16 protein-coding genes and 2 pseudogenes are annotated in these 21,201 nt (G+C 70.4%); 10 read left to right on the top strand and 8 right to left on the bottom strand.

Translation table 11 applies throughout. From position 1 onward, the window contains the following. Window positions 1-31: 31 nt before the first annotated feature. Window positions 32-280, bottom strand: coding sequence for a hypothetical protein (locus ACTMVF_RS02610; RefSeq protein ID WP_441269298.1), 249 nt, complete (start codon window positions 278-280; stop codon window positions 32-34). 563 nt (window positions 281-843) lie between these two features. Here ACTMVF_RS02610 and ACTMVF_RS02605 point away from each other — a divergent pair. Then, window positions 844-1,230: a hypothetical protein gene (locus ACTMVF_RS02605; protein ID WP_441269297.1), complete on the top strand. Its 387-nt coding sequence runs from the start codon at window positions 844-846 to the stop codon at window positions 1,228-1,230. A gap of 325 nt (window positions 1,231-1,555) precedes the next feature. Here the strand turns inward: ACTMVF_RS02605 and ACTMVF_RS02600 are convergent, their stop codons facing one another. The 3 genes and pseudogenes from ACTMVF_RS02600 to ACTMVF_RS02590 all read right to left on the bottom strand — a co-directional run. Further along, window positions 1,556-2,569 (bottom strand): HNH endonuclease, encoded by a 1,014-nt coding sequence (locus ACTMVF_RS02600; RefSeq protein WP_441269296.1) that lies wholly within the window; start codon window positions 2,567-2,569, stop codon window positions 1,556-1,558. After that, window positions 2,566-3,222: a class I SAM-dependent methyltransferase gene (locus ACTMVF_RS02595; protein WP_441269295.1), complete on the bottom strand. Its 657-nt coding sequence runs from the start codon at window positions 3,220-3,222 to the stop codon at window positions 2,566-2,568. The genes ACTMVF_RS02600 and ACTMVF_RS02595 overlap by 4 nt, the downstream gene beginning before the upstream one ends. 547 nt (window positions 3,223-3,769) lie before the next feature. Beyond that, window positions 3,770-3,964, bottom strand: a pseudogene (locus ACTMVF_RS02590) (IS982 family transposase); the annotation flags it as partial. Between the two features lie 704 nt (window positions 3,965-4,668). Between ACTMVF_RS02590 and ACTMVF_RS02585 the strand changes: the two are divergent. The 3 genes and pseudogenes from ACTMVF_RS02585 to ACTMVF_RS02575 all read left to right on the top strand — a co-directional run. Then, window positions 4,669-5,943: a glycosyltransferase gene (locus ACTMVF_RS02585; RefSeq protein WP_441269294.1), complete on the top strand. Its 1,275-nt coding sequence runs from the start codon at window positions 4,669-4,671 to the stop codon at window positions 5,941-5,943. Further along, window positions 5,940-7,337 carry a hypothetical protein gene (locus ACTMVF_RS02580; protein WP_441269293.1) on the top strand — a complete coding sequence of 466 codons (1,398 nt, stop codon included), beginning with the start codon at window positions 5,940-5,942 and terminating at the stop codon, window positions 7,335-7,337. The genes ACTMVF_RS02585 and ACTMVF_RS02580 overlap by 4 nt, the downstream gene beginning before the upstream one ends. A 91-nt stretch (window positions 7,338-7,428) precedes the next feature. Further along, window positions 7,429-7,565: pseudogene (locus ACTMVF_RS02575) on the top strand (acyl-CoA thioesterase); the annotation flags it as partial. A gap of 134 nt (window positions 7,566-7,699) precedes the next feature. Here the strand turns inward: ACTMVF_RS02575 and ACTMVF_RS02570 are convergent. The 4 genes from ACTMVF_RS02570 to ACTMVF_RS02555 all read right to left on the bottom strand — a co-directional run bounded on the left by ACTMVF_RS02570 (window position 7,700) and on the right by ACTMVF_RS02555 (window position 11,091). Further along, window positions 7,700-8,839: an ABC transporter substrate-binding protein gene (locus ACTMVF_RS02570; RefSeq protein ID WP_441269292.1), complete on the bottom strand. Its 1,140-nt coding sequence runs from the start codon at window positions 8,837-8,839 to the stop codon at window positions 7,700-7,702. A 179-nt stretch (window positions 8,840-9,018) separates the two neighbouring features. Beyond that, complete coding sequence (locus ACTMVF_RS02565; protein WP_441269291.1) at window positions 9,019-9,513, bottom strand: MarR family winged helix-turn-helix transcriptional regulator; 495 nt, start codon at window positions 9,511-9,513, stop codon at window positions 9,019-9,021. Window positions 9,514-9,880: 367 nt separating this feature from the next. Then, complete coding sequence (locus ACTMVF_RS02560) at window positions 9,881-10,534, bottom strand: NAD(P)-dependent oxidoreductase (protein ID WP_441269290.1); 654 nt, start codon at window positions 10,532-10,534, stop codon at window positions 9,881-9,883. A 53-nt stretch (window positions 10,535-10,587) separates the two neighbouring features. Beyond that, window positions 10,588-11,091: an allene oxide cyclase barrel-like domain-containing protein gene (locus ACTMVF_RS02555; protein WP_441269289.1), complete on the bottom strand. Its 504-nt coding sequence runs from the start codon at window positions 11,089-11,091 to the stop codon at window positions 10,588-10,590. A gap of 124 nt (window positions 11,092-11,215) precedes the next feature. On the opposite strand from ACTMVF_RS02555, the gene ACTMVF_RS02550 reads away from it, so the two are divergent. The 6 genes from ACTMVF_RS02550 to ACTMVF_RS02525 all read left to right on the top strand — a co-directional run bounded on the left by ACTMVF_RS02550 (window position 11,216) and on the right by ACTMVF_RS02525 (window position 21,070). Beyond that, the gene (locus ACTMVF_RS02550) at window positions 11,216-11,653 is read left to right on the top strand and encodes a MarR family winged helix-turn-helix transcriptional regulator (RefSeq protein ID WP_441269288.1); all 438 of its coding nucleotides are present in this window, start codon (window positions 11,216-11,218) and stop codon (window positions 11,651-11,653) included. Window positions 11,654-11,976: 323 nt separating this feature from the next. Continuing rightward, window positions 11,977-13,209: a histidine kinase gene (locus ACTMVF_RS02545; RefSeq protein ID WP_441269287.1), complete on the top strand. Its 1,233-nt coding sequence runs from the start codon at window positions 11,977-11,979 to the stop codon at window positions 13,207-13,209. A gap of 606 nt (window positions 13,210-13,815) precedes the next feature. Continuing rightward, on the top strand, window positions 13,816-16,821 hold the full coding sequence (locus tag ACTMVF_RS02540) for a S8 family serine peptidase (protein WP_441269286.1): 3,006 nt from the start codon (window positions 13,816-13,818) through the stop codon (window positions 16,819-16,821). A gap of 410 nt (window positions 16,822-17,231) precedes the next feature. Beyond that, entirely contained in the window at window positions 17,232-17,882 is a 651-nt protein-coding gene (locus ACTMVF_RS02535) for a 2Fe-2S iron-sulfur cluster-binding protein (RefSeq protein WP_441269285.1), read from the top strand. Window positions 17,883-17,894: 12 nt separating this feature from the next. Continuing rightward, a complete protein-coding gene (locus ACTMVF_RS02530) occupies window positions 17,895-18,875 on the top strand; it encodes an FAD binding domain-containing protein (protein ID WP_441269284.1) in 981 nt (326 codons plus the stop codon). Continuing rightward, the gene (locus tag ACTMVF_RS02525; RefSeq protein ID WP_441269283.1) at window positions 18,872-21,070 is read left to right on the top strand and encodes a xanthine dehydrogenase family protein molybdopterin-binding subunit; all 2,199 of its coding nucleotides are present in this window, start codon (window positions 18,872-18,874) and stop codon (window positions 21,068-21,070) included. The genes ACTMVF_RS02530 and ACTMVF_RS02525 overlap by 4 nt, the downstream gene beginning before the upstream one ends. Window positions 21,071-21,201 lie beyond the last annotated feature (131 nt).

Below are 21,201 nucleotides of genomic sequence, written 5' to 3'. Positions count from 1 at the left end.
AGGGGAATCCGTGTAATCCGGTCAGCTACGTTCAGCGCTCGCAGTAAGTCGCAGTTTCGCAGCCTCGCTGGTACTGGTTGGCCTGGTCTGCCCCAGAGGCGTTGTTTTGGTTCTGCAGCGCGCCGTAGTCGATGGTGTCCGCCAATGCGGGGCGGCCTTCCTGCGACGCCGACGCCGACGCCGAGAAGGAGTACGCCCCCGCGCCGACCAGCAGGGCTGCCGCGCCCGCTACGACCGCGGCGACACTCCTGCGCCGCAGGTACGTGATGTTCATGCTCATGGGAACCTCTTTCTTTGCTGGTCTGTGATCCCTCTGAGCATGCTAGGGACGACGGGTGCACGGAACTTAGAGACAAACATCCCGCTTTGCTGTACTCCGCCATTCCGTTGAGGTTTCTTGACGTGAAGCTTGCCGGGTGAAGGCATCGAACGGCCAGGGCGATTGCAAAGTCGTGGTGATCTCTTGGATGTGCAGGTCACGGCGGTATGACGATGCTGTTCGGGTGCGCGACCCGGACGCAACGAAGCTCCGTTGTGGAGGTGACCTTGCCAAGTCGCCGTCCCACAACGGAGCTTCGATGTGCCACCGGTCTGCCACCGTCTGTCTGGTCAAGTCGCCCACCCGTCAGCTCCGTGCGATCGGCCCGTTGGCCGAGCGGCTGCGGGCACTGGCCATCCGCGGTGCCGGCGCGGGAAGCGTCACCCCTTCGTGGCAGTACTGCTGATCGCCTGCTCCGCCGTGGTGACCGGGCGAGGAGCTTCGTAGCGATCAGCGAGTGGGCGGCCGAGGCCCCTCAGGACGTCCTGGTCCGGCTCGGCGCCCGCACCGCAACCGCCCTGGCTGTGCGCATCCCGCCCAGCGGCGCGACGGTCCGCCGGGTCATCAAGGACACCTGCGCCGGCGGCCTCGCCGACCTCCTCGGCCACGACCCGTCCGGCACCGACACCCTCGCCCTGGACGGCAAGAGCGCCCGCGGCTCGCACCTCGGCGCCACCCCGGCCGCCCATCTGCTGGCCGCGATGACCGGCACCGGGATGACCGTCACCCAGCTCAGGGTCCCCGAGAAGACGAACGAGATCATCTGCTTCGCCGCCTTCCTGGACACCTATGACCTGCAAGGAGTCACCGTGACCGGCGCCGACGCGCGATCAAAGGACTTTGCAATCGCCCTGGGCAACGGACAGCGCGCGGAGTACGGCACTCACCGCAACCGCACCCAGCGCCAATGACCTCAGGCGACCACCGGACCAGCCCAGACCGCACTGCCCCCTTAGCCGAGAGTTCTGGCGTCGCTTGGTGGGCACGGGATTCGATGCGCTCGGCGGGGCGAGCATGCTGGGCCGTCTCTGGCCGTGCGAGGGCGCCCGAGGCCACCCGAGGCCACTCAACGGCGGCCAAAGCGGTGCTGGTCGGCCGTGGACCATCCGCGGACTGGTCCCGCCAGATCTGTCACGTGCAGCGCCGTGACCTGCTGCGTTACCCACGTGCCAAAGGGCCTCCGGAGCCGTGTGCGCCAGTTACAACCACTCAGGGTGTTACGGCCGGACTCCCGATTCAGACTGCCGTCTGCACCGCTCCCAGGAACTCCGTCCATGAGGCGAGGTTCCGGCCGGGCAGGGCGCCCTTCAGGCTGAGTTGCAAGGTGCGGCGCAGGGGATGGGGAGACCGCATGATCGCCTCGTTCCGGGCTGCCAAACGGGCGAGTTCCTCCTGGGCGGGCAGTCGATCGCTCTTCGCTCCATTGCAGGCGGCGTGCGCAGGGGCGAGGTTCCAAAGGGCGTCCAGATCTGGGCCGTGCCAAGAGCCGACGCTGTCGAAGCGGCGCATGAGGGAGAACGGGAAGACATGGTCGACCGCTATGGCGTCTTTCCGGTACAGGACGTCATCGCAGATCAAACAGCGGCCGTGTTGGAAACCAACCGTGGCCTCGATGATGCCGGTCACCGAGCGGCGGCGGCGTTTGTCGGTGATCTTGAGCGTGTCCCAGTCGACCGCGACGCCCTCCTCGACCAGGCTGCGACCGACACCGGCAGCGAAGCAGCTCTCCACGATGCTCCAGCGCGCGTCCAACTCGGCAGCCAGGCTTTCTGCCTGGTCCGACTGCGCCAGTCGAAGCAAGTCGGGGGTCAAACGCACGACGCGCTGCCGCCCCGTCCCAGTCAGCTCATAGAAGGTGTGGGGCACCGCAGTGTCGCCACGCAGGTTGTGGAACTTCTGCATCACCATCATCGGCATTGAGCGCACCGCGGCCGCCAAGAGGCGCTCGGTGGGGCGGCCGGCGTCCAGCGTCGCGGCACTCTCCTGGTCGGCCACGGTCAAAAAATCCTTCTCACCCAGCTCCACGGTGTGCGGTGCCTGTGGGTCCTGGGCCAAGTGGCGCACCATGCCGAGACTGTAGGCGGCGGCGAACTCGGCGAAGAGGACCTCCTCTTGTCCGGTCCGTCCGAACTCCAGCAAAGCCTGGCCAAGGGCGAACTTGTAAGTGCGCGAGTTGGCACCCATCAACACTGCCAAGCGCCACGACGCGCGCGCTGAAGCATCCTGGGCGTAGAACTGCCGCCCGCTCACTCTCCCCCCTTGCGCAGGGCGACCGTCTGCCACCACACCTCGGCACGGCCGAGCCGGTCCGCGCCCTCCTCCACCAGTCGCACCAGCCGCAGTCCCGCTCGCTTCCCGTCCCGCACGACCTCCTCGGCGGGAACGTCGAACATCACGCGGTCCGCCGGAGGTACTCCCCGTCGTAGCGAGATGACCAGCAGCCCTGACGGAGCCAGCAGCGCGGCCAGGCGGTCCATCGCCTGTCCACGTGCCGTCGGCGGCAGGTGCATCCACACCGCCGACAGCAGCGCCAGCTCAAAGGAGCCTTCCAGCCGGGACAGCTCAGGCAGCGAATCCTCTGCCCAACGGATGTTTTCGCTCGGGTACAGGCTCTGCGCGACCGCCCGTAGCTCGCGCACCGGCTCCGCCGCAACCACCTGGTAGCCGCGCAGCGCCAGTGCCGCGGCGTCCCGCCCGCTGCCGGCCCCGACATCCAGCACCCTCGCAGGGGCTGGCGGCAGCAGATCCAGCACCCCGCCATGTACCTCGTCGAAAGTGACGCTTCCATACCGCTGCCCGAGGAATCCGGCGTTTTGAGCGTAGTAGGGCTGGACGCCAGCAGTGGGTTGTCCCACCGCCGACAACTCGCCGGGTTGAGTGAAGTTCTCGCCTGTACCGACCATGGTCTCAAGCTACGGGAGCGCTCTGACAACGTCCGACTCGCGAGAAGCTCACCTCCTCCTGGGGGAGAACAGCGGACTCGAAGTAGGCTCCGTAGGATTGGAGTTGAAGAAATGCGACGACGAATGACTCGTGCCAGACGCGTGTCAGATTCAGCGGGGAACAGCGGGGAACCAGGCGACCGTCCATCAAGCGTCTGCGCTCATCCGCCGCAGGTCAGCCTCAGAGCCAGCTTCAGATGCCCTCAGCTTCCCAAGCTGAGAGCGCGAGTTCGATTCTCGCCACCCGCTCCATGATGAAACCCCAGGTCAGCGGCCTGGGGTTTGTTTGTTGTCCAGCCCAATTCGGGGGTGGCGCGCCCTCTGCGTGCCCTGAGTCGAGGTCAAGCGGCCCCCGAGGCTGCCCTTAAGCGCCGATTCGGACACCGCGACGACACGGCGCCTCAAATCCCGAGACGGACTTTCGATGACCTGGGTCACAGAGTGCACGCATGGCGAGCAAGTCGCACATGCAGAGCAGCAGTTCACTAGACGAGTCATTCCGATGTGATCAGTGGTCGTAGGCGATCAGAGATCGCATGACCGGCTGGCCGGTCTTGTGGTTGTGCCGGATCGCCGCGGCCATCGCGAGGAGACGTTTGCGCGACCCGGACAGCGACGCCTCGAAGGTCCTGCCGCCGTGTTGTTCCAGGTCGAGCTGCCCCTTGAGGGTGTGTCCGTTCACGGAGTCGATCAGCTGCCGCACCCACCGCCGACGGCCGGCGTGATCCCGCGTCGCCGAGTCCTCGGCGCCGGGTCAGGTGTCGTACGGCCTTGGCCTTGGGCGCCGTCCCAGAGCGTGAGGCGACGGCGGACGCCTGGTCGCCGTCGCCGAGAACCGTACGCGGGCGCCGGGCAAGCAATCTCCAGGGGCGTCCCGGTAGGGGCAGAAGCCTGTGACGCCGGCCAGTCCGGAACCGCCCACCGAATTGTCTGACCTGGCAAAAGGGACGTGCCAAACAACGTTCCGGTTGCGAGCGTCGGTGCGGCAAGGCCGGATCCCGGCACCCTGAGTCACCCGGAGAAGAGCACATGTCTTCCACCGGCGCGATGACGCTCCCCGAATCGGAAGCGCCTCAGCAGCCGCCGCGACGCCCACCCGCAAGATCACCGTCGGCGGTCAGTGCCCCGGGCCGCGTAGAAGTCCTCACCGGAGCGCCCTCCGCCTGAAGATCGCGAAACCGGGCCCGCGCAAGGAGCCACCGCCGGACACCCGGATCGGTCGCCGGCCGTGTCGGGCCCGAACCGACCTGCCCCGAACCGATCCGCGCGGAGCCTTCGCAGAACGCGGGCGGCAGGGCCCGCCCGTAGCTCCGCCGGCTCCGGCCGGCACGGGTGCGGTCGCCTCGCCGAAGGCGAACACAGTGACACTGACCAGCCATTTCACAGGGAAAACGGGGGACGCCGCACGTGCGCATCGCCTTCCTGCTGCACAACGCCTACGCGATGGGCGGCACCGTACGGACGACCATGACACTCGCCGACACGCTCGCCGGGCGACACCAGGTGGAACTCGTGTCGGTCTTCCGGCACCGCGAGAAGCCACGGCTGGGGCGGTCGCCGGAGGTGCCGCTGCGGGCCCTGGTGGACCGGCGTGAGGGATCCGCGGACGCGGCGGATCCCCTCGCCAGGCGGGCCGGGGAGGTCTTCCCGAAGGGGGACAGCCGCTCGCACCAGTACCACCGGCTCGCCGAGCAGCGGGTCATCGACTGGCTGCGGGAGACGGACGCCGACGTCGTCGTGGGCACCAGGGCCGGGCTCAACGCGCTGCTGGCCCGGTTCGGACCACGACATGCCGTGCTCGTCGGCCAGGAGCACCTCACCCACGACAACCACTCGCACCGGCTGCGGACGGAACTCCAGCGCTGGTACGGCGGTCTCGACGCGCTGGTCACCATGACCGAGGCCGACGCGCGTGACCACCGGCGCGGCATGCGGCTGTCGCGCACCCGGGTGCTGGCCATCCCCAACAGCGTCCCCGAGCCCTCGGTGCCGCCGGCCGACGCGGCGGCCAAGGTCGTCGTCGCGGCGGGACGGCTGGCCCGCGTCAAGCGGTACGAGATGCTCGTCGACGCGTTCGCCCTGGCCGGGTCGGCCTGCCCCGACTGGTCCCTGCGCATCTACGGGGACGGCCCGGAGCGCGCCCGGATAGCCGACCGGATAGCCCAACATGGCCTGGGTGACCGGGTCCTCCTGATGGGTTCGGCCACTCCCATCGAGGCCGAGTGGGTCAAGGGCTCCATCGCCGCGGTGACCTCGGCGCACGAGTCGTTCGGGATGACGATCGTGGAGGCCATGCGCTGCGGCCTGCCCGTGGTGAGCACCGACTGCCCTCACGGGCCCGGCGAGATCATCCGCCACGGTGTGGACGGCTGTCTCGTCCCGCGTGACAGCACCCGGGGTGTGGCCGACGCGCTGCTGGCACTGATGCGGGACGACGGGCGGCGTGCGGAGATGGGCAGGGCCGCCCGGGCCAGTGCGGCGAAACGATTCACCCCGGACGGCGTCGCCGACCGCTACGAGCGGCTGTTCAGCACCCTGGTGGAGGAGCGGGCCGAGCGGGCCGCTCCACCACCCGGCCCGCCCGACTGGCGCGACCGTGCCACCGTGCTCGCCGCCACGGCAGGCATCCTCGCCCGCGCAGCGGTGCGCCGTGGGCGGCGCAAGCTGGGGTGGGTCGGATGAACGCGAATCGCACAGCGGCCTCGGCACAGCGGATGCTGTGGATCGTGGTCGCCGGGTTCTGTCTGGTGTCGGCCGTCCTCGTACCGCTCACACTGCCGCTCGGCTGGGACGAGCTCGTGTACGCCAGCCGCTTCGGGCCGTACGGTCCAGCGACCCCGTTCAGCGCCCCGCGTACCCGTGGGGTCCCCCTGCTGCTCGCTCCGATCGCCTCCTGGAGCGACTCGACGGTGCTGCTCAGGGTGTGGCTGCTCCTGCTGGCCGGCGGTGCACTCTGGCTGGGATTCCGGCCCTGGCTGCGCATCGTGCACCGCCCGGCGGCGGTGTGGGTGGCGGCCGGGCTGTACGGCAGCCTGTGGATCACTCTGTTCTACGCCGGTTCCGCGATGCCGAACCACTACACCGCGATGGGTGCCACCGCCGCGGTGGGCTGTTTCCTCGCGCCGCGTCCCCGGTACGCGGGTGTCGCGGCAGGCCTGGCGGTGGTGACCCTGATGCGGCCCAACGACGGTGTGGCCGTCGCCGCGCCGCTGCTCCTGGCCGCCGTACTGATGCCCGCACTGCGCGGCCACGGCCGTCTCCGGGGGCGTCTGTCGGCTGTGGCGGCCGGACTCGTGGCGGGTGCGCTGCCCTGGGTCGTCGAGGCCGAGGTGCGGTTCGGCGGGGTGCGGAACCGGCTAGCGGAGGCCGACCAGGTCCAGGGCGGTCTGCGGGCCGTCTTCTCCCTGCGCTCCCATCTCACCGCGCTGGACGGCCCGCTGCTGTGCCGTCCCTGCACGGGCGACACCGTATCGCTGCCCGTGACGGAGTGGTGGGTGCTGCTGCCGCTGCTGGTCGGCCTGGGGCTGTGGGCGGAGCGCCGGGCGCGCCGGTCCGCTGCACCGCTGTGGCTGTCCGTGGCGGTGGCGGCGGCCACGGCGGCGCCGTATCTCTTCCTTGTCCCCTACGCCGCGCCGCGGTTCCTCCTGCCGGCCTACGCCCTGCTGGCGCTCCCTGCCGCTGTCGGGCTCCTCGCCGTGGTCCACCGGGCCCGCACCCGCCGTTCACTGCCGACGGCCGCGGTGCTCGCCCTGGCACTCCTCGGGCACTGGGGCATCCAGATCGGGCTCGTCCACACGCATGCGGGCATCCAGCAGCGGGCCCGCGGAGACTGGGACCGGATCGCCTCCGTGCTGCGCGAGCACGGGGTGCACCCGCCGTGTGTCCTCGCGGGGAACACTTCGACGATTCCCATCGCCCACACCGCGGGCTGCACTGTCTCGGAGACGGATCCCCCGGCGCATCCCAGTGCGCTGGTCCTGCGCGAGCGGAACCCACCGCACTGGGCGCGCGACTGGCAACGTTTCCCGGTGCCGGACACCTACAGCCCCGGATGGACCGTCGTCGTGCGTCCATGACGGCCGGCTGTGCGCCTCGGGGCCGGTAGGGCGATGCGGCCCCGAGGTCCACTGCGGCGCCGGCGGCTCCCGAGGTGCCACCGCCCCGGCCGTGTCCTTTGGCCGGCTGATCCCTCTCAGCGTCCACCGGGACGAACTGGACGCGCTCGGCATGCTGCACAACTCCCGCTACCCGCTTCGCTGCTCGTGGAGCGCGCGTGGCTCTACCTTTGGCAGCATCACGACGTCGGCAAGACGGTCAACGCACCGAGTCGATCAAGGAACACCAAGCTCACCGAGGTCAAACGTCAAGCCGAGGCGGCCGTGGGGATGGTGATGGCTTCCACCCCTCTGGTGGGGGAGCAGAGGGGTGGAAAGGGCCGTCAGCCCTGGGTGCCGTCCTGGTTGACGGGGTACAGGCCGAGCACGCCCTGCGGGTCGGAGGGGTTCACGCCCTTGACGTCGCCGACATAGAGGTTGACGCGGGCCTTGTAGCGATCGAGGGCGGTGCGGTTGCTCATGAACTCGCCGAGACCGAGCGGGTTCATGTTCGCGTAGTCGAAGATGCCCTTGCGGCCCGCCGGCGGGGCGACGTCGGTGCGGGCGCTCCAGGTGCCTATGGAGTCGCGTTGGGCATCCTTGGACAGCAGCCAGCTCAGGTAGAGCTTGGCGGCGGCCTTGTGCGGGGCGTCCTTGAGGATGGCACCGGTCTGCGGCCAGGCGACCCACGGCGACTTCTTGGGCAGGGTGGTCTCGGCGACGCCCGGGGCGCCTCCGGCTGTGCCGAAGCTCGCCACGTAGTCACCGGAGCCGACCAGGTCGGCGGAGTCCTGGGTGCCGCGGACGAACTTCGGGTTCTGGGCGAGCAGCTTCTTCAGGTAGTCGAAGCCGTACTTGTCGGTGAGCTGTTTGAAGTAGTAGAGGACGGCGTCGTCGTCGTTCGGGTAGGTGAAGACGAGCTTGTTCTTGAACTCGGGCTTGAGGAAGTCCTTGGCCTCGACGGGCGCGTCGTCGCCGAGCTTGGTGGCCGTGACGTTGGAGAAGGCGAAGAAGAACAGGCCGGTGTAGTAGCCGTCCTTGTCCTTGATCTGGTCGAAGACCTTGTCCCAGCCGACCGGCTTGTACTTCTGCAGCACGCCTTCCTTCTTCCAGCGCGGGAAGTCGTCGACGGTCTGGAGGTGGACGACGTCGGCGACCACGTGGTGCTCGGCGATCTGGTTGTCGACACGGGCGTCGTGGTTCTTGCTGAAGTCGACGACGATGTCGACCTTCATCTTGGGGAACTTCTTGACGAACGCGTCCTTGAGGTAGTCCGCCTGGCCCGGCTTGTCACCGCCGGCGTAGACGACCAGACGGCCGCCCTCGGCCACGGCCTCCTGGTACAGCTTCTGCAGCTGGTCTTCTTCACTCGTGGGCTTGGGGGCGGACTTCGGGGAAGGGGTGGCGGCGGCGACGGTGGCACCGCTCGCGGCCAGGACGCCCAGGGCGACGGCGGCGGCCCATGCCTTGTGGGGGGACTTCACACTCGACTCCTTCGTGGTGGGGCAAGAAGGGGAAGCTTGATAGTTCAAGCATCTGTCTTCACTCTAGGGCCGGTATTGCAAATCTGCAAGATATTGCGATGGGTGCCTGGGCGGTCGCGCAGAGAAGTCGGGGAGGGGTGTGGGAGTTCGGCAGGCTCGCCTCTGCCTCCGGAGGGAGGTCAGCGGCGCCAGGGGAGGTCGGCGGGGAAGGCCGGGCGGTCCGGGCCCGTGAGGCCGGCGAGGATGATCTCGCACGCTTCACCGAAGGCGCGCGCCTGCTCGGGCGTCAGCCGGTCGAAGACGGCAGCCCGGACGGTGGCGACGTGACTGGGGGCGGCCTGCTCAAGGGCGGTCAGCCCCTCCTCCGTCAGCACGGCGAGCTGGGCCCGCCCGTCCCCCGGCGCGTCCTCGCGGCGCACCCAGCCGCGCTCCTCCATGCGGCTGACGGTGTAGGAGAGCCGTGTCCGGGCGATCTTCAGCTGTTCGGCGAGGTCCGTCATGCGCAGCCGTCGCTCGGGGGCCTCCGAGAGGAACACCATCACCGAGTAGTACAGGTGGCTGAGGTCGGCCTTGTGTCGCAGTTGCTGGTCGAGAGCGTCTTCCAGTACCAGGCTGAGGTCGCGGTAGGCGCGCCAGGCGCGCTGCTCCTCGGGGGAGAGCCAACGGGGTTCCATGGATCGCACTCTAGTGAGAGCTGCTTCGAGGGTCGTCTCTCCGACCGGGTTCCGGGGGCCTCACAGCGCCGGCGGTCAGGTGGTCACCGTTGAGTGAATGTCGCCGTAGTGAATGAGGCGAGTCGGCGACCAGCGCGCGGCTTTGAGAGGCAGACGGTGGCTACTGGGTACTGCTGCCATCACCCAGCAAGGGCGCTACGTCGCCCCTCGAACCGAGCCGCCGCCGTGAGAGCCAGGCCTGAGCGGCCGGCCGCGCGGGGGACCCGGCCGAGCGAGAGCAGCGGGCGCTTCATATCGGCCTTGCTCGCGTCGCCTGGGCACTGCCGGTCAGCCTGATGCCGAAACGGGCGCCCTCGAGCGACGTCCGTTAGTACGCGACGGTGATGCGGCGGCGGATCGCCGTGCTCTTCTCGGCCTCGTCGACCAGGGCGACCGCGTAGTCCTCGGCGCTGATGAAGCTGGTGCCGTCCTCCGCGATCAGTAGGTCGTCGCCGCCCAGGCGGAAGGTGCCGGTGCGCTCGCCGGGGGCGATCTCGTCGGCCGGGGAGACATACGTCCAGTCCAGGTCGTCGCCCACTTCGCCGCGCAGCAGGCGCAGCACCTCACGCTGGGCGAGCGACTCGGCCTTGTACATCGCGGGGAAGTCCGGGGTGTCGACCCGGTCCTGACCCGAGGCGGTCTTCAGGCTGCCCGCCCCTCCGACCACCAGCAGACGGTGTACGCCCGCGGTGCGCAGCCCCTCGACCAGGGACTTGTACGTCGCCAGCAGCGGGGCGGCCGGGTCGGAGCCGTCGCGGGGCGGGGAGACGGCGGAGATGACGGCGTCGTGTCCGGCAGCGGCCTGGGCGACCTTGCCCGGCGCGGTGGCGTCCAGGGCGAGGGCGGTCAGCGCCTGGTGCTCCGGCAGCCCGTCCGCACCGCCCGAGCGGGTGGCGGCGGTGACTTCGTGGCCGCGGCCGAGCGCTTCCGCCGTGATGCGGGAGCCGATCATGCCGGTGGCGCCGATCAAGAGGATCTTCACAGGTGACTCCGTTCGTACTCGTTGCGTGTGCGTGTGCCTATGCGTGGGTGTCGTCAGCGCTGGATCTCGAAGGTGACCTTCGCCCGCTCCACCGTCTCCTGCAGGACGCACACCTCTCCGGAGGCGTTCTGGTACTTGCCGGTGCCGCCCGTGATGGCGAACCGCTCGTCGAAGACGGGTCCGGAGGCGGAGAGCTTGGCCGTGCCGGCCGTGGTGATCTTGCCGCCGGGCAGCTCGTAGACGAAGGTCAGCAGCTCTGCGGTGCGCGGCTTGGCGTCGGTGGAGACGCCCACGAAGCTGCTGGTGCCCAGCTTGCGGCCGTCGCGGCCGATGAGGTCGCCGGTCCCGATCAGCTGGTCGCCGAGGGCGGAGTCGGCCGGGGCGACGTCGACCATGTTGATCGTGGTGGCCTTCTCGACGGCCTCGATGGTGATCGTGCGGTGCCCGTGCGAGGCGGGGGCGGCGTCCGCCGAAGCGGGCGCCAGGGACAGGCCGAGGGTGAGGGCGCCGGCCGTGGCGGCGGCGACACCGAACGCGGGGAGGGTGCGCTTGCGCATGAGCGGGCTCCACATCCGTAGGGACGTACGAGAAAAGTACCTGCCGAGGCAGACAATATATCTGTAGCTACAGATACTGCAACGGCAGCTTCTTCCGCTCTCGGCTTTCTGTCATCCTCGTGGGGTGAACGAGCACCTGCTGAATGACGACGACGTGACGCTCTACGGACTGTTCGTGGAGGCGTTCGCTCGCCTCAAGCCCCTCGTACACCGCGATCTGGGGGTTCCGGACACATGGTTCGAGGTGCTGCTGCGGTTGGGCCGCACGCCCGGGCACCGGCTGCGCATGACGGACCTGGCGGAGGCCGTGTCCTTCAGCTCGGGCGGCTTCACGCGGCTCGCCGACCGCATGGCGAAGGAGGGGCTGATCCGCCGCGACCCCGACCCCGCCGACCGCCGAGCCGCACTCGCCACGCTGACCGACAAAGGCGCCGAGGCGCTCGACCGCGCCCTGACCGCCCACGTCCGCCATCTCCGCAGCCACGTCACCGGACCGCTCTCGTCCGAGGACCGCCGCCACCTGGAGCGCATCCTGCGCACGCTCCGCGACGCCAACGAGTGAAGTTCCGCGCGGACGCGCAAACCCTCAGCGCAGGACGGGGCCGGGCCGTGTCCGTTACGTCGCAGTCCAGCACTGGATGGCGGTGCTGGGCCGGTCGGGAGCCGGGTGCGACAGGCGGTGCGGTCGGTACGGTGGCTGCGCCCTGCCGGACGGCGAGCAGTACCAGCGCGCGGAGGACCGCACCCGAGGCGGACATCGCCCGCCTTCCTTGCGGGATCCCGCGCGCGCCTCGGTCATTCGGCCATTGTCGAGGAGGCCCCCGCTCGGGCGGCGATGGCCGTTCGGCCGATCCTGCCGGGCCGCAGGATGCCTACTCTGGCGCCGTGAACCTTGTGCCCGTGATCGACGGACCGGCCGTGCCAGGCGGCCGTCGGCGCAGAGGGCTGCACGCCGTCGGCGTGGCCCTGATGATCCTGGCGGCCGGCACGGACCTGCTGGAAGCGGGCCTCATGGCGGCGCTGGGACCGCAGGACGGGTACAGCGTGACGCCGTGGCTGCAGCCCGCCACGGTGCTGCCGCTGTGCCTGGCCGCGGTGCTCTGGCCCACGGCCAGGCGGCCTGCGTGGGTCAGCCCCGCCCTGCGCATCGCGGTACCCGCCGGGGCCTCGGTGGCGTTGACGGTGGTCGCTGTCCTGACCGACTGGCCGATGGCGTTCGGCCTGGGGGAAATCGCGACCCTGCTGTACCTGTTGCTGGTTGCCGTCCGTTCCTGCCCCGGGTGGTGGGCGACGGCGTTCGTGGGGCTGTGCGGCCTGGCCGTCGTCATCCTGCCCGCCAGGCTTCCCCTCCCCGACGCGGCTGCTGCCGCAGGAGGCGGGCTGGGGCTCCTGTTTCCGGTCATGATGGCCGCCGGACTGGGCGGCTACCTGCGCTTCCTCGATCACCGCCGCCGCGCGATGGTCGACAGGACCCGCCGGAGCGAACGCCTCGCGATGGCTGCCGACCTGCACGACTTCGTCGCCCATCACGTCACGGGGATCCTGGTGCAGACGCAGATGGCCCAGATGTTGGCCACCGACCCGGACCAACTGCGCCCCGTGCTGCGGAACATCGAAACCTCCGCCACCGAGGCCCTGGCCTCCATGCGGCGCACCGTCGGCCTGCTGCGCGAGGCCCCGGACCACACCGCCGCAGCCGACGGCACGAGCCGTCCGCTCGGCGATCTGGCGGCGCTCCCGAGCCTGGTCGAGGGCTTCGGCGGCCCCGTCGGCCCGAAGGTCGTCCTGCGCCGCGACCCCGCCGTACCCGACGACCTCCCGCCCGAGGTGCAGACAGCCGCATACCGCGTCGTCCAGGAGGCCCTGACCAACATCCGTCGCCACGCCGCCGACGCCGACGAGGTCACCGTGGACCTGGTCCACGACGGCCGCGCCCTGACGGTGACCGTGCGCGACGACGGCCGCGGCGGCACCCGGATCCCGCAGGCCGCGCGGGGCGGCGGCTTCGGTCTCGTCGGCCTCACCGAACGCGTCACCGCCCTCGGCGGCGAACTGCGCGCAGGTCCCCGCCCCACCGGCCAGGGCTGGGAGGTCACGGCGGTGCTGCCGACGGCCTAGCCGGCCAGGGCGTGACGTGTCGGCGGCCTGATTGACGTGACGCGGGCTGGGGGGATGCGGGAAGAGGGGGGCATGACCGGGGCGGACGCCGTCGCGTGCGCGCTGGCACCCGCGTCGCCGCTACGGGTCGACCGCTCTGGCTGCTACTGCCGGACGTACCAACGGCAGTTGTACTCACCCGAGTCGTACCAACACCGCCCGCTCGTTGGATCGTCCCGCGTACCTCACAGTGAATGCCGTGCCGCGCCGAAGACCTGGTGAGCCGACTGCCGACCGAATGCAGCCAGGACGCCACGCTCCTGGGCCGACGGCTCGTCCGCCCAGTCCCGCGGATCCAACTGCTCCAGCCGCCGTCGCAGGAGCAGCGCCGCACATCAGCTATGCCATGCAGTCCGCGAACGGTGCCGGTGAGAAGCAACACCTTTCCCCCAACCCCCCACAGCAGGAAGAAGCATGAAAGTGCCTAGAAAAGGCAGAAGCCATGGCTCCGGCCACAGAGCAGTCGCCTCCCTGTTGGTCCCGGCGCTCGTCGGAGGCCTGACCCTCGCCTACGGCGGGTCCGCGCAGGCCGCTCCCGCCGCCTCGCCACCAGAGCAGCCTGCCGGCGTGGCTCGGCAGACCTACTCCGCCGGCACCTACCTCGTCCAGCTCTCCGGCGACCCCGTCGCCGCGCAGCCCGAGACCGCGCCGGAGCCCGGAAAGAGGCTGAACACGCGGTCCGAGGCCGTACGCGACCACGTCCGCCGCCTGGAGCGGGCGCGCGACCAGGTGCTGGCCGAGGTGCCGGATGTCCGGCCGCTGTACAGCTATCAGTACGTACTCAACGGATTCGCCGCTGAACTGACGGCTGGTCAGGCCACGAAGCTCGCTCGCACCCCCGGCGTCGCCTCGCTGGTGCGCAACGAGGTGATCCGGCCGACCGGCACGGCTGAAGCCGTTGGTGCCGGCAGTGGTGGCGCGACCGCTGCCCGTGCCGCCGTCGCCGGCCCCAGGGGGTCGTCGGGTGCGACCGGCGCGCTTCCCGCCCCCGACACCGCCAAGTTCCTGGGCCTGAAGGAGCGCGGGGGCCTGTACTCCAAGTTCCGCGGTGGGCAGCGGAACGCGGGGGCAGGCGTGATCATCGGAGTCGTCGACTACGGGATCGACAACACCAACCCGTCCCTGCGGGCCCTCCCGGAGCCCCGCCCCGACGCGGAGGCCATCGCCAGGAAATGGAAGGGCGTCTGCGACCCCGGTGAGGACCGTGCGCACCCGTACACCTGCAACAACAAGCTGATCGGCGCCCGGTACTTCAACAAGGCCGTACCCGAGCTCACGGAAGACGACACGCCGTCCCCGGTCGACGACGAGGGGCATGGCACCCACACCTCGACCACCGCGGCCGGCAACTACCGTGTGCCCGCGTCCGTGCCCGGCACCGGCATTTCCCGCACCCGGATATCCGGGATCGCCCCGGCCGCCCGCGTCGCCGCCTACAAGGCCTGCTGGAAGGGATCCGGCTGCTGGACGGCGGACGTCGCCGCGGCCATCGACCAGGCTGTGGCGGACGGCGTGGACATCATCAACATCTCCCTCGGCACGGGTGGCGATCCCGCCGACCTCACCCGTCCCACCTACACGGCCATGTTCAACGCCGCCAAGGCCGGCGTCTTCGTCTCCGGCTCGGCGGGCAACGACGGGCCGTCCAGGGTCGGCAACAACGCTCCGTGGATCAGCGCCGCGGCCGCTTCCACCCACGATCTCGGCTACCGCACGAGGGTCGTCCTGGGCGACGGCACCTCGTACACCGGAACCGGCCTGAACGCATCGCCCGTTGCCTCCGCACGGTTCGTCGACGCGGCCGGGGCGGCCCGCAGCGGCGTGGACGCCGCCCAAGCGGGGCTGTGCCGGCCCGGCACCCTGGACCCGGCGAAGGTCAAGGGCGCCATCGTGCTGTGCGAGACGAACGGCGACGGCACGGGCGCCCGCGCCGCCAAGAGCGCGCAGGTCGAGGCGGCCGGCGGAGTCGGCATGGTGCTGTACAACTCCCGGGCGCTGCTGGACACACGGGGCGACGTCCACTCCGTCCCCACCGTCCACGTCGACAACGTCACCGGCCAGGCGGTGAAGGCGTACATCGACCGGGCCGGCGACCGCGCCACGGCCCGGCTCGACGCGGCGCGCGCCGTACGCCAGGAGGCACCGGCGATCGCGGCCTTCTCCTCGGGCGGCCCGGACGTGGCCAGCGGCGGCGACCTGCTCAAGCCCGACATCGCGGCCCCTGGCGTGGACGTCGTCGCCGGTGCCGTCCCCGGCGGAAACGGCGGCACCTTCACGGGCCCGCAGGGCATCGCGTCCGGCACCTCGATGGCCGCCCCGCACATCACGGGACTGGCCGCGCTCCTGCGCTCCCTGCACCCGGACTGGTCACCCATGGAGGTCAAGTCGGCCCTGATGACCACCGCGGCGACCAAGACCGACGAGGGCAAGGAGATCCGGCGCATCGGCGCCGACGGACCCGCCACCCCGCTCGACTACGGCGCCGGGCAGGTCGCCCCGAACGCCGCCGACGACCCCGGCCTGGTCTACGACTCCACCTCCGCCGACTGGACCGCGTACGTGTGTGCCCTCGGTCAGCGCCCGGTGACCGGCGACGGGGATGACGCCTGCGCCACCGCCCGGAAGATCGATCCGAGCGACCTCAACTACCCGACGATCTCCATCGGTGACCTGGCAGGCAAGCAGACCGTGACCCGCACCGTCACCAACGTCGGCGACACCACCGGCGTCTACACCGCCACGCTGCGGGCACCGCGCGGCTACCGGGCGACGGTCTCACCGAAGCGGCTGATCGTGCCGCCCGGCCGGTCGGCCACGTACCGGGTGACCTTCACCCGCACGGACGCGGGCTACGGCAAGTGGGCCTTCGGATCGGTGAGTTGGGGCGACAGGGACGGACACCGGGTGCGCAGCACCGTCGCCCTGCGTGCCACGCAGATCGGCGTCCCCTCGAAGGCCGACGGCACGGGCGCCACGGGATCCCTCACCCTCCAGGCGAAGTCGGGCTGGGACGGCAACCTCACCACGACCCTGAACGGCCTGTACTCGGGCACGGTCAGGACCGGGACCCTGACGGGCACCACGACCGACAGCTTCGAAGCACCGCCGTCAACGCTCCCGGCTTCCGCGGCCCGGACCGAAGTCACCGTTCCCGAGGGCACCGCGCTGGCCCGGGTCGCGATCCGCTCGTCCGACTTCCTCGCCGGCAGCGACATCGACCTGTGGGTGTTCGACGAGGACGGCAACCGGATCTCCTCCCCCACCGGCAGCAGCGACGAGTACCTCGACCTCACCGAGCCGGGCACGTACGAGGTGTACGTGAACCAGTTCGCCCTGCCGGAGGGCGCCACCAGTCAGACGTACACCCTCCACACCTGGCTGATCGGCCCGGACTCCCGTCCCGACCGGCCGGCCACCGTCACCCCGGCCGAACAGCGGGTGGCCCTGGGCGGCACCGCGGACGTCACCGTCTCCTGGCATGACCTCCCGACCGGCCGTACCTATCTCGGCCTGGTCGGCTACGACGACGGCACCGAAACCGTCGGCACCACCCTCCTGACCGTCACTTCGTAGTTTCCCGTTCCGCCACTCGATTCCGGACCACGGCGGCCGTACGCGAACCGTACGGCCGCCGTGTCGGCATGCCCGGCTGTCGGCGATGACGTCGTCAAGACCACCGCCGTCGGTCGGACCGCTCTGCCTGCTACTGCCAGACGTACCAACGGCAGTCGTAGCTACCGGAGTCGTCCCAAAACTGCTTGCTCGTTGTATCGCGCCGCATGCAGCACAGTGGATGCCATGCCGCACCGAAGGCCTGGTGAGGCGGCTGCCGACCCGTGTTTCGACCCCGGTCGCCGCCATCCTCGCGGGCAGGGCCCGGCTCGTCCACCGCGGCGTGAACCGTCTTTCCGTACTCACACCGATCCGTGCACATGACGGTGGTCGGTACCGCCCTCCGTCTTCCGTCGACCAAGAGAGTGGGCATGTCCATCGAACCCCCCGAGTCAACTGTTGCTCCCTCCGAGGGATTTCCCGAGGAAGCCGCGTCCGCCCCTTCCCGGCGCACGTTCATCGCGACCACCGCCGTCGGCGGTGCGGTCGTGGCAGGCGGTCTCATAGCGGGGCCGACCGTGTTCGGCGTCGAGCCCGCGAACGCGGCCGAGGCGCCACCGGGCAGCCGGGTCTCCCTGACCGTCAACGGCAAGCGGTACACCGTGACGGTCGACAACCGGACCTCGCTGCTGGACCTGCTGCGCGAACACCTCGGCCTGACCGGCTCGAAGAAGGGCTGCAACGCCGGTGCCTGCGGGGCCTGCACCGTCCTGGTCGACGGCCGCCGGGTCAACTCCTGCCTGACACTGGCGGTCCGGCTGGACGGCGCCGAGGTCACCACCATCGAGGGCCTGGCCAAGGGCGAACGGCTGCACCCGCTGCAGCAGGCGTTCATCGACCAGGACGCCTTCCAGTGCGGCTACTGCACCTCCGGCCAGATCATGTCCGGCGTCGGCTGCATCAAGGAGGGGCACACCGGCTCGCCGGAGGAGATCCGGGAGTTCATGAGCGGCAACATCTGCCGCTGCGGCTGCTACGTGAAGATCGTGCGGGCGGTCGAGCAGACCGCGCACGGGAAATGAGGCACGCTCCCCATGCATCCCTTCTCCTACACCAGGGCCGCCAACACCCGTGAGGCTCTCAACGCGGGCCGCGGCGGCGGCCGTTACATCGCCGGCGGCACCACGCTGGTCGACCTGATGCGCGAGACCGTCGAACGCCCCCGCACGCTGGTCGACATCAGCGCCCTGCCGCTGCGCGACATCATGGTCACCCGGCGCGGGGGTCTGCGCATCGGCGCACTGGTCCGTATGTCCGAGGCCGCCGCCCACCGGGGGGTGCGCGCCCTGTACCCGGTGATCTCGCAGGCGCTGGAGCTGAGCGCGTCGGCGCAGCTGCGGAACATGGCGACCATCGGCGGCAACATCATGCAGCGCACCCGCTGCACGTACTTCCGTGATGTGACGGCCGCCTGCAACAAGCGTGCGCCGGGTTCGGGTTGCGCGGCTCTGCACGGCGTCAACCGCACCCACGCGATCCTCGGCACCTCCGACGACTGCGTGGCCACCCACCCCTCCGACGTGGCCGTGGCCTTCGCCGCCCTGGAAGCAACCGTGCACCTGATGGGGCCGGACGGCGAGCGCACCGTGCCCTTCGCCGACTTCCACCTGAAGCCCGGAAGCACCCCGAATCGCGAACAGGCCCTGCGCCAGGGTGAGTTGATCACCGCCGTCGAGCTTCCGGCCCTTCCGCGCCCGCTGAAGTCGGGCTATCTGAAGGTGCGCGACCGGCAGTCCTACGAGTTCGCGCTCACCTCGGCGGCCGTCGCCCTGTACATCCGCGGTGGCGTGATCCGCGAGGCGAAGGTGGCCGCAGGAGGCGTGGGCACCGTGCCCTGGAAGCTCACCGCCGTCGAGCGGCAGTTGATCGGGCGGCGGCCGTCCGACGCGCTGTGGACCAAGGCCGCCGAGCGGGCGGCGGACGGGGCCCGGCCCCTCCAGCACAACCGTTTCAAAGTCGAGTTGCTCAAACGGACCGTCGAGCGCCAGCTGCGCGTCGTAGGAGGTGTCAAGTGAGCCAGCAGCCGCAGGCAGCCGTCGGAGCGCCGCTGTCCCGGGTGGACGGGCGGCTGAAGGTCACCGGCCAGGCCAAGTACGCCGCCGACCACGACATCGACGGCGTCGTCCACGCCGTCGTCGTCGACAGCAGCGTCGGCCGCGGACGTATCACCGGCATCGACACCCGCGCCGCCAATGCCCTGCACGGAGTCCTGGGCGTCATCAGCCACCTCGACAAGCCCAGGCTGGCCTACCGCGACAACCCGGGCCCGTTCCCGGGCCAGCGGCTGCGCGTCTTCCAGGACGACGCGGTCCGGTTCTTCGGCCAGCCGGTCGCCGTCGTGGTGGCCACCACGCTGGAGGCCGCACAGCACGCCGCCGACCTGGTGAAGATCTCCTACGACGCCGAGAAGCCGTCGACCGACCTGACCCGCAGCCCGGCCGTGGACGGGCCGCCCTTCACGCGGCCCTATGCGCGGGGCAATGCCCAGGAAGCGCTGGGTTCCGCGGACGTCCGGTTGGACATGACCTACCGGCTCTCCCGCAACCACCACAATCCGATGGAGACTCAGGCCACCATCGCCCGCTGGGACGGCGACAAGCTCACCGTGTGGGACAAGACCCAGTGGGTGATCGGCACGCGGAATGAGCTCGCGGCCGTGTTCGGCATCCCGCAGGAGAACGTGCGCGTCCTCTCGCCGTTCATCGGCGGTGCCTTCGGCAACGGCCTGCGGACCTGGCCGCACGTCACCATCGCGGCGCTCGTCGCACGCGAGATCGGCCGCCCGGTGAAACTCGCGCTGACCCGCAGGCAGATGTACTTCACGGTGGGCTACCGGCCCGCGTACGAGTACAAGTTGAGCCTGGGCAGCACCCGGCGCGGGCGACTGACCGCGATGACGCACGAGTACAAGTACGAGACCTCCCGCTACGAGCAGTTCTGGGAGGCCAACCAGGCGCTCGGGCAGATGCTCTACGCCGTGCCCAACGTCAGCCAGAACGTCCAGATCGTGCCGCTCGATGTCAGCACCCCGATGTGGATGCGCGGCCCCGGCTACGGCAGCTCCGCCTTCGTCATCGAGACCGCGGTGGACGAACTCGCCCACAAGCTCGGCATCGATCCGATCGAGCTGCGGCTGCGCAACGAACCCGGCGAGGACCCGTCCACGCAGCAGCCCTTCTCCACCCGGCGGCTGCGCGAGTGCTTCCGCGTCGGCGCCCGTGCCTTCGGCTGGCACCGGCGCAACCCCCGGCCGCGTGCCACGCGTGACGGCGACTGGCTCATCGGCACCGGCGTGGCCACCGGCTGCTACGACGTGTTCCGCGGACATGCCGAGGCCCACGCCAGGCTCGGCGCGGACGGCACCGCGGTGGTCCAGTCCGCGACCCACGACACGGGCACGGGCACGTACACCTCCATGACCCAGGTCGCCGCCGACGCCCTCGGCCTGGCCGTACGCAACGTCGAATTCCGGCTCGGCGACTCCGCCATGCCGCCGGCCCCGCCCCAGGGCGCCTCGCAGACCATGCTCAGCGTGGGCTCCGCCGTTCAGGACACCTGCGACAAGCTGCGGCAGCAGGCCATCACCCTCGCGGTGCAGGATGCGCGCTCACCGCTGCACGGCGTCGCCCCCGACGACGTCGTGGTCCGCGGTGGCCGGCTGCACGTGAAGGGCAACACCGCACGCGGGGAGACCTACCGGCAGCTCCTGGCCCGCAACAACCGCACCCACCTGGAGGCACGCGGGTCGTACACCCCGGAGGAGGAGAGCCGGTACTCGATGTACGGCTACGCCGCGATGTTCGCCGAGGTCGCGGTCGACGCCCGGCTCGGTCTGGTCCGGGTGCGGCGGATGCTCGGTGTGTACGACGCGGGGCGCATCATCAGCCCCAAGCTCGCCGAGAGCCAGGCCATCGGCGGCATGGTGGGCGGCATCGGCGCGGCCCTGCTGGAGCACACGGTCACCGACCACCGCGACGGCCGGATCGTCAACGCCAACCTCGCCGACTACCTGGTCCCGGTCAACGCCGACATCCCCGACCTCAAGGCCGTCTACCTCGACGGGGAGGACTACCGGGCCGACCCCATCGGCGTGAAGAGCCTCGGCGAGCTCGTACAGATCGGCGTGGCACCCGCCATCGCCAACGCGGTCTTCCACGCCACCGGACGCCGCGTCCGCGAACTGCCCATCACCGCCGAAGCCCTGCTCTGAAACCCGGGTGGCGGCAGGGGCCCCTCCCGCCACCCGGGCGGGCCCTGAGAGCCGTCCCACTGATCGGCCCGCCGCCGTGCCTCCGATCCCCCCATGCCGGCGCGGCGGCGGGCTTCCCAACCACCCACCGA

Origin of the sequence: Streptomyces sp. SD31, assembly GCF_052068475.1 — a bacterium.
Classification (GTDB): Bacteria; Actinomycetota; Actinomycetes; order Streptomycetales; family Streptomycetaceae; genus Streptomyces.
This window is presented reverse-complemented; position numbering and strand designations above follow the sequence as displayed.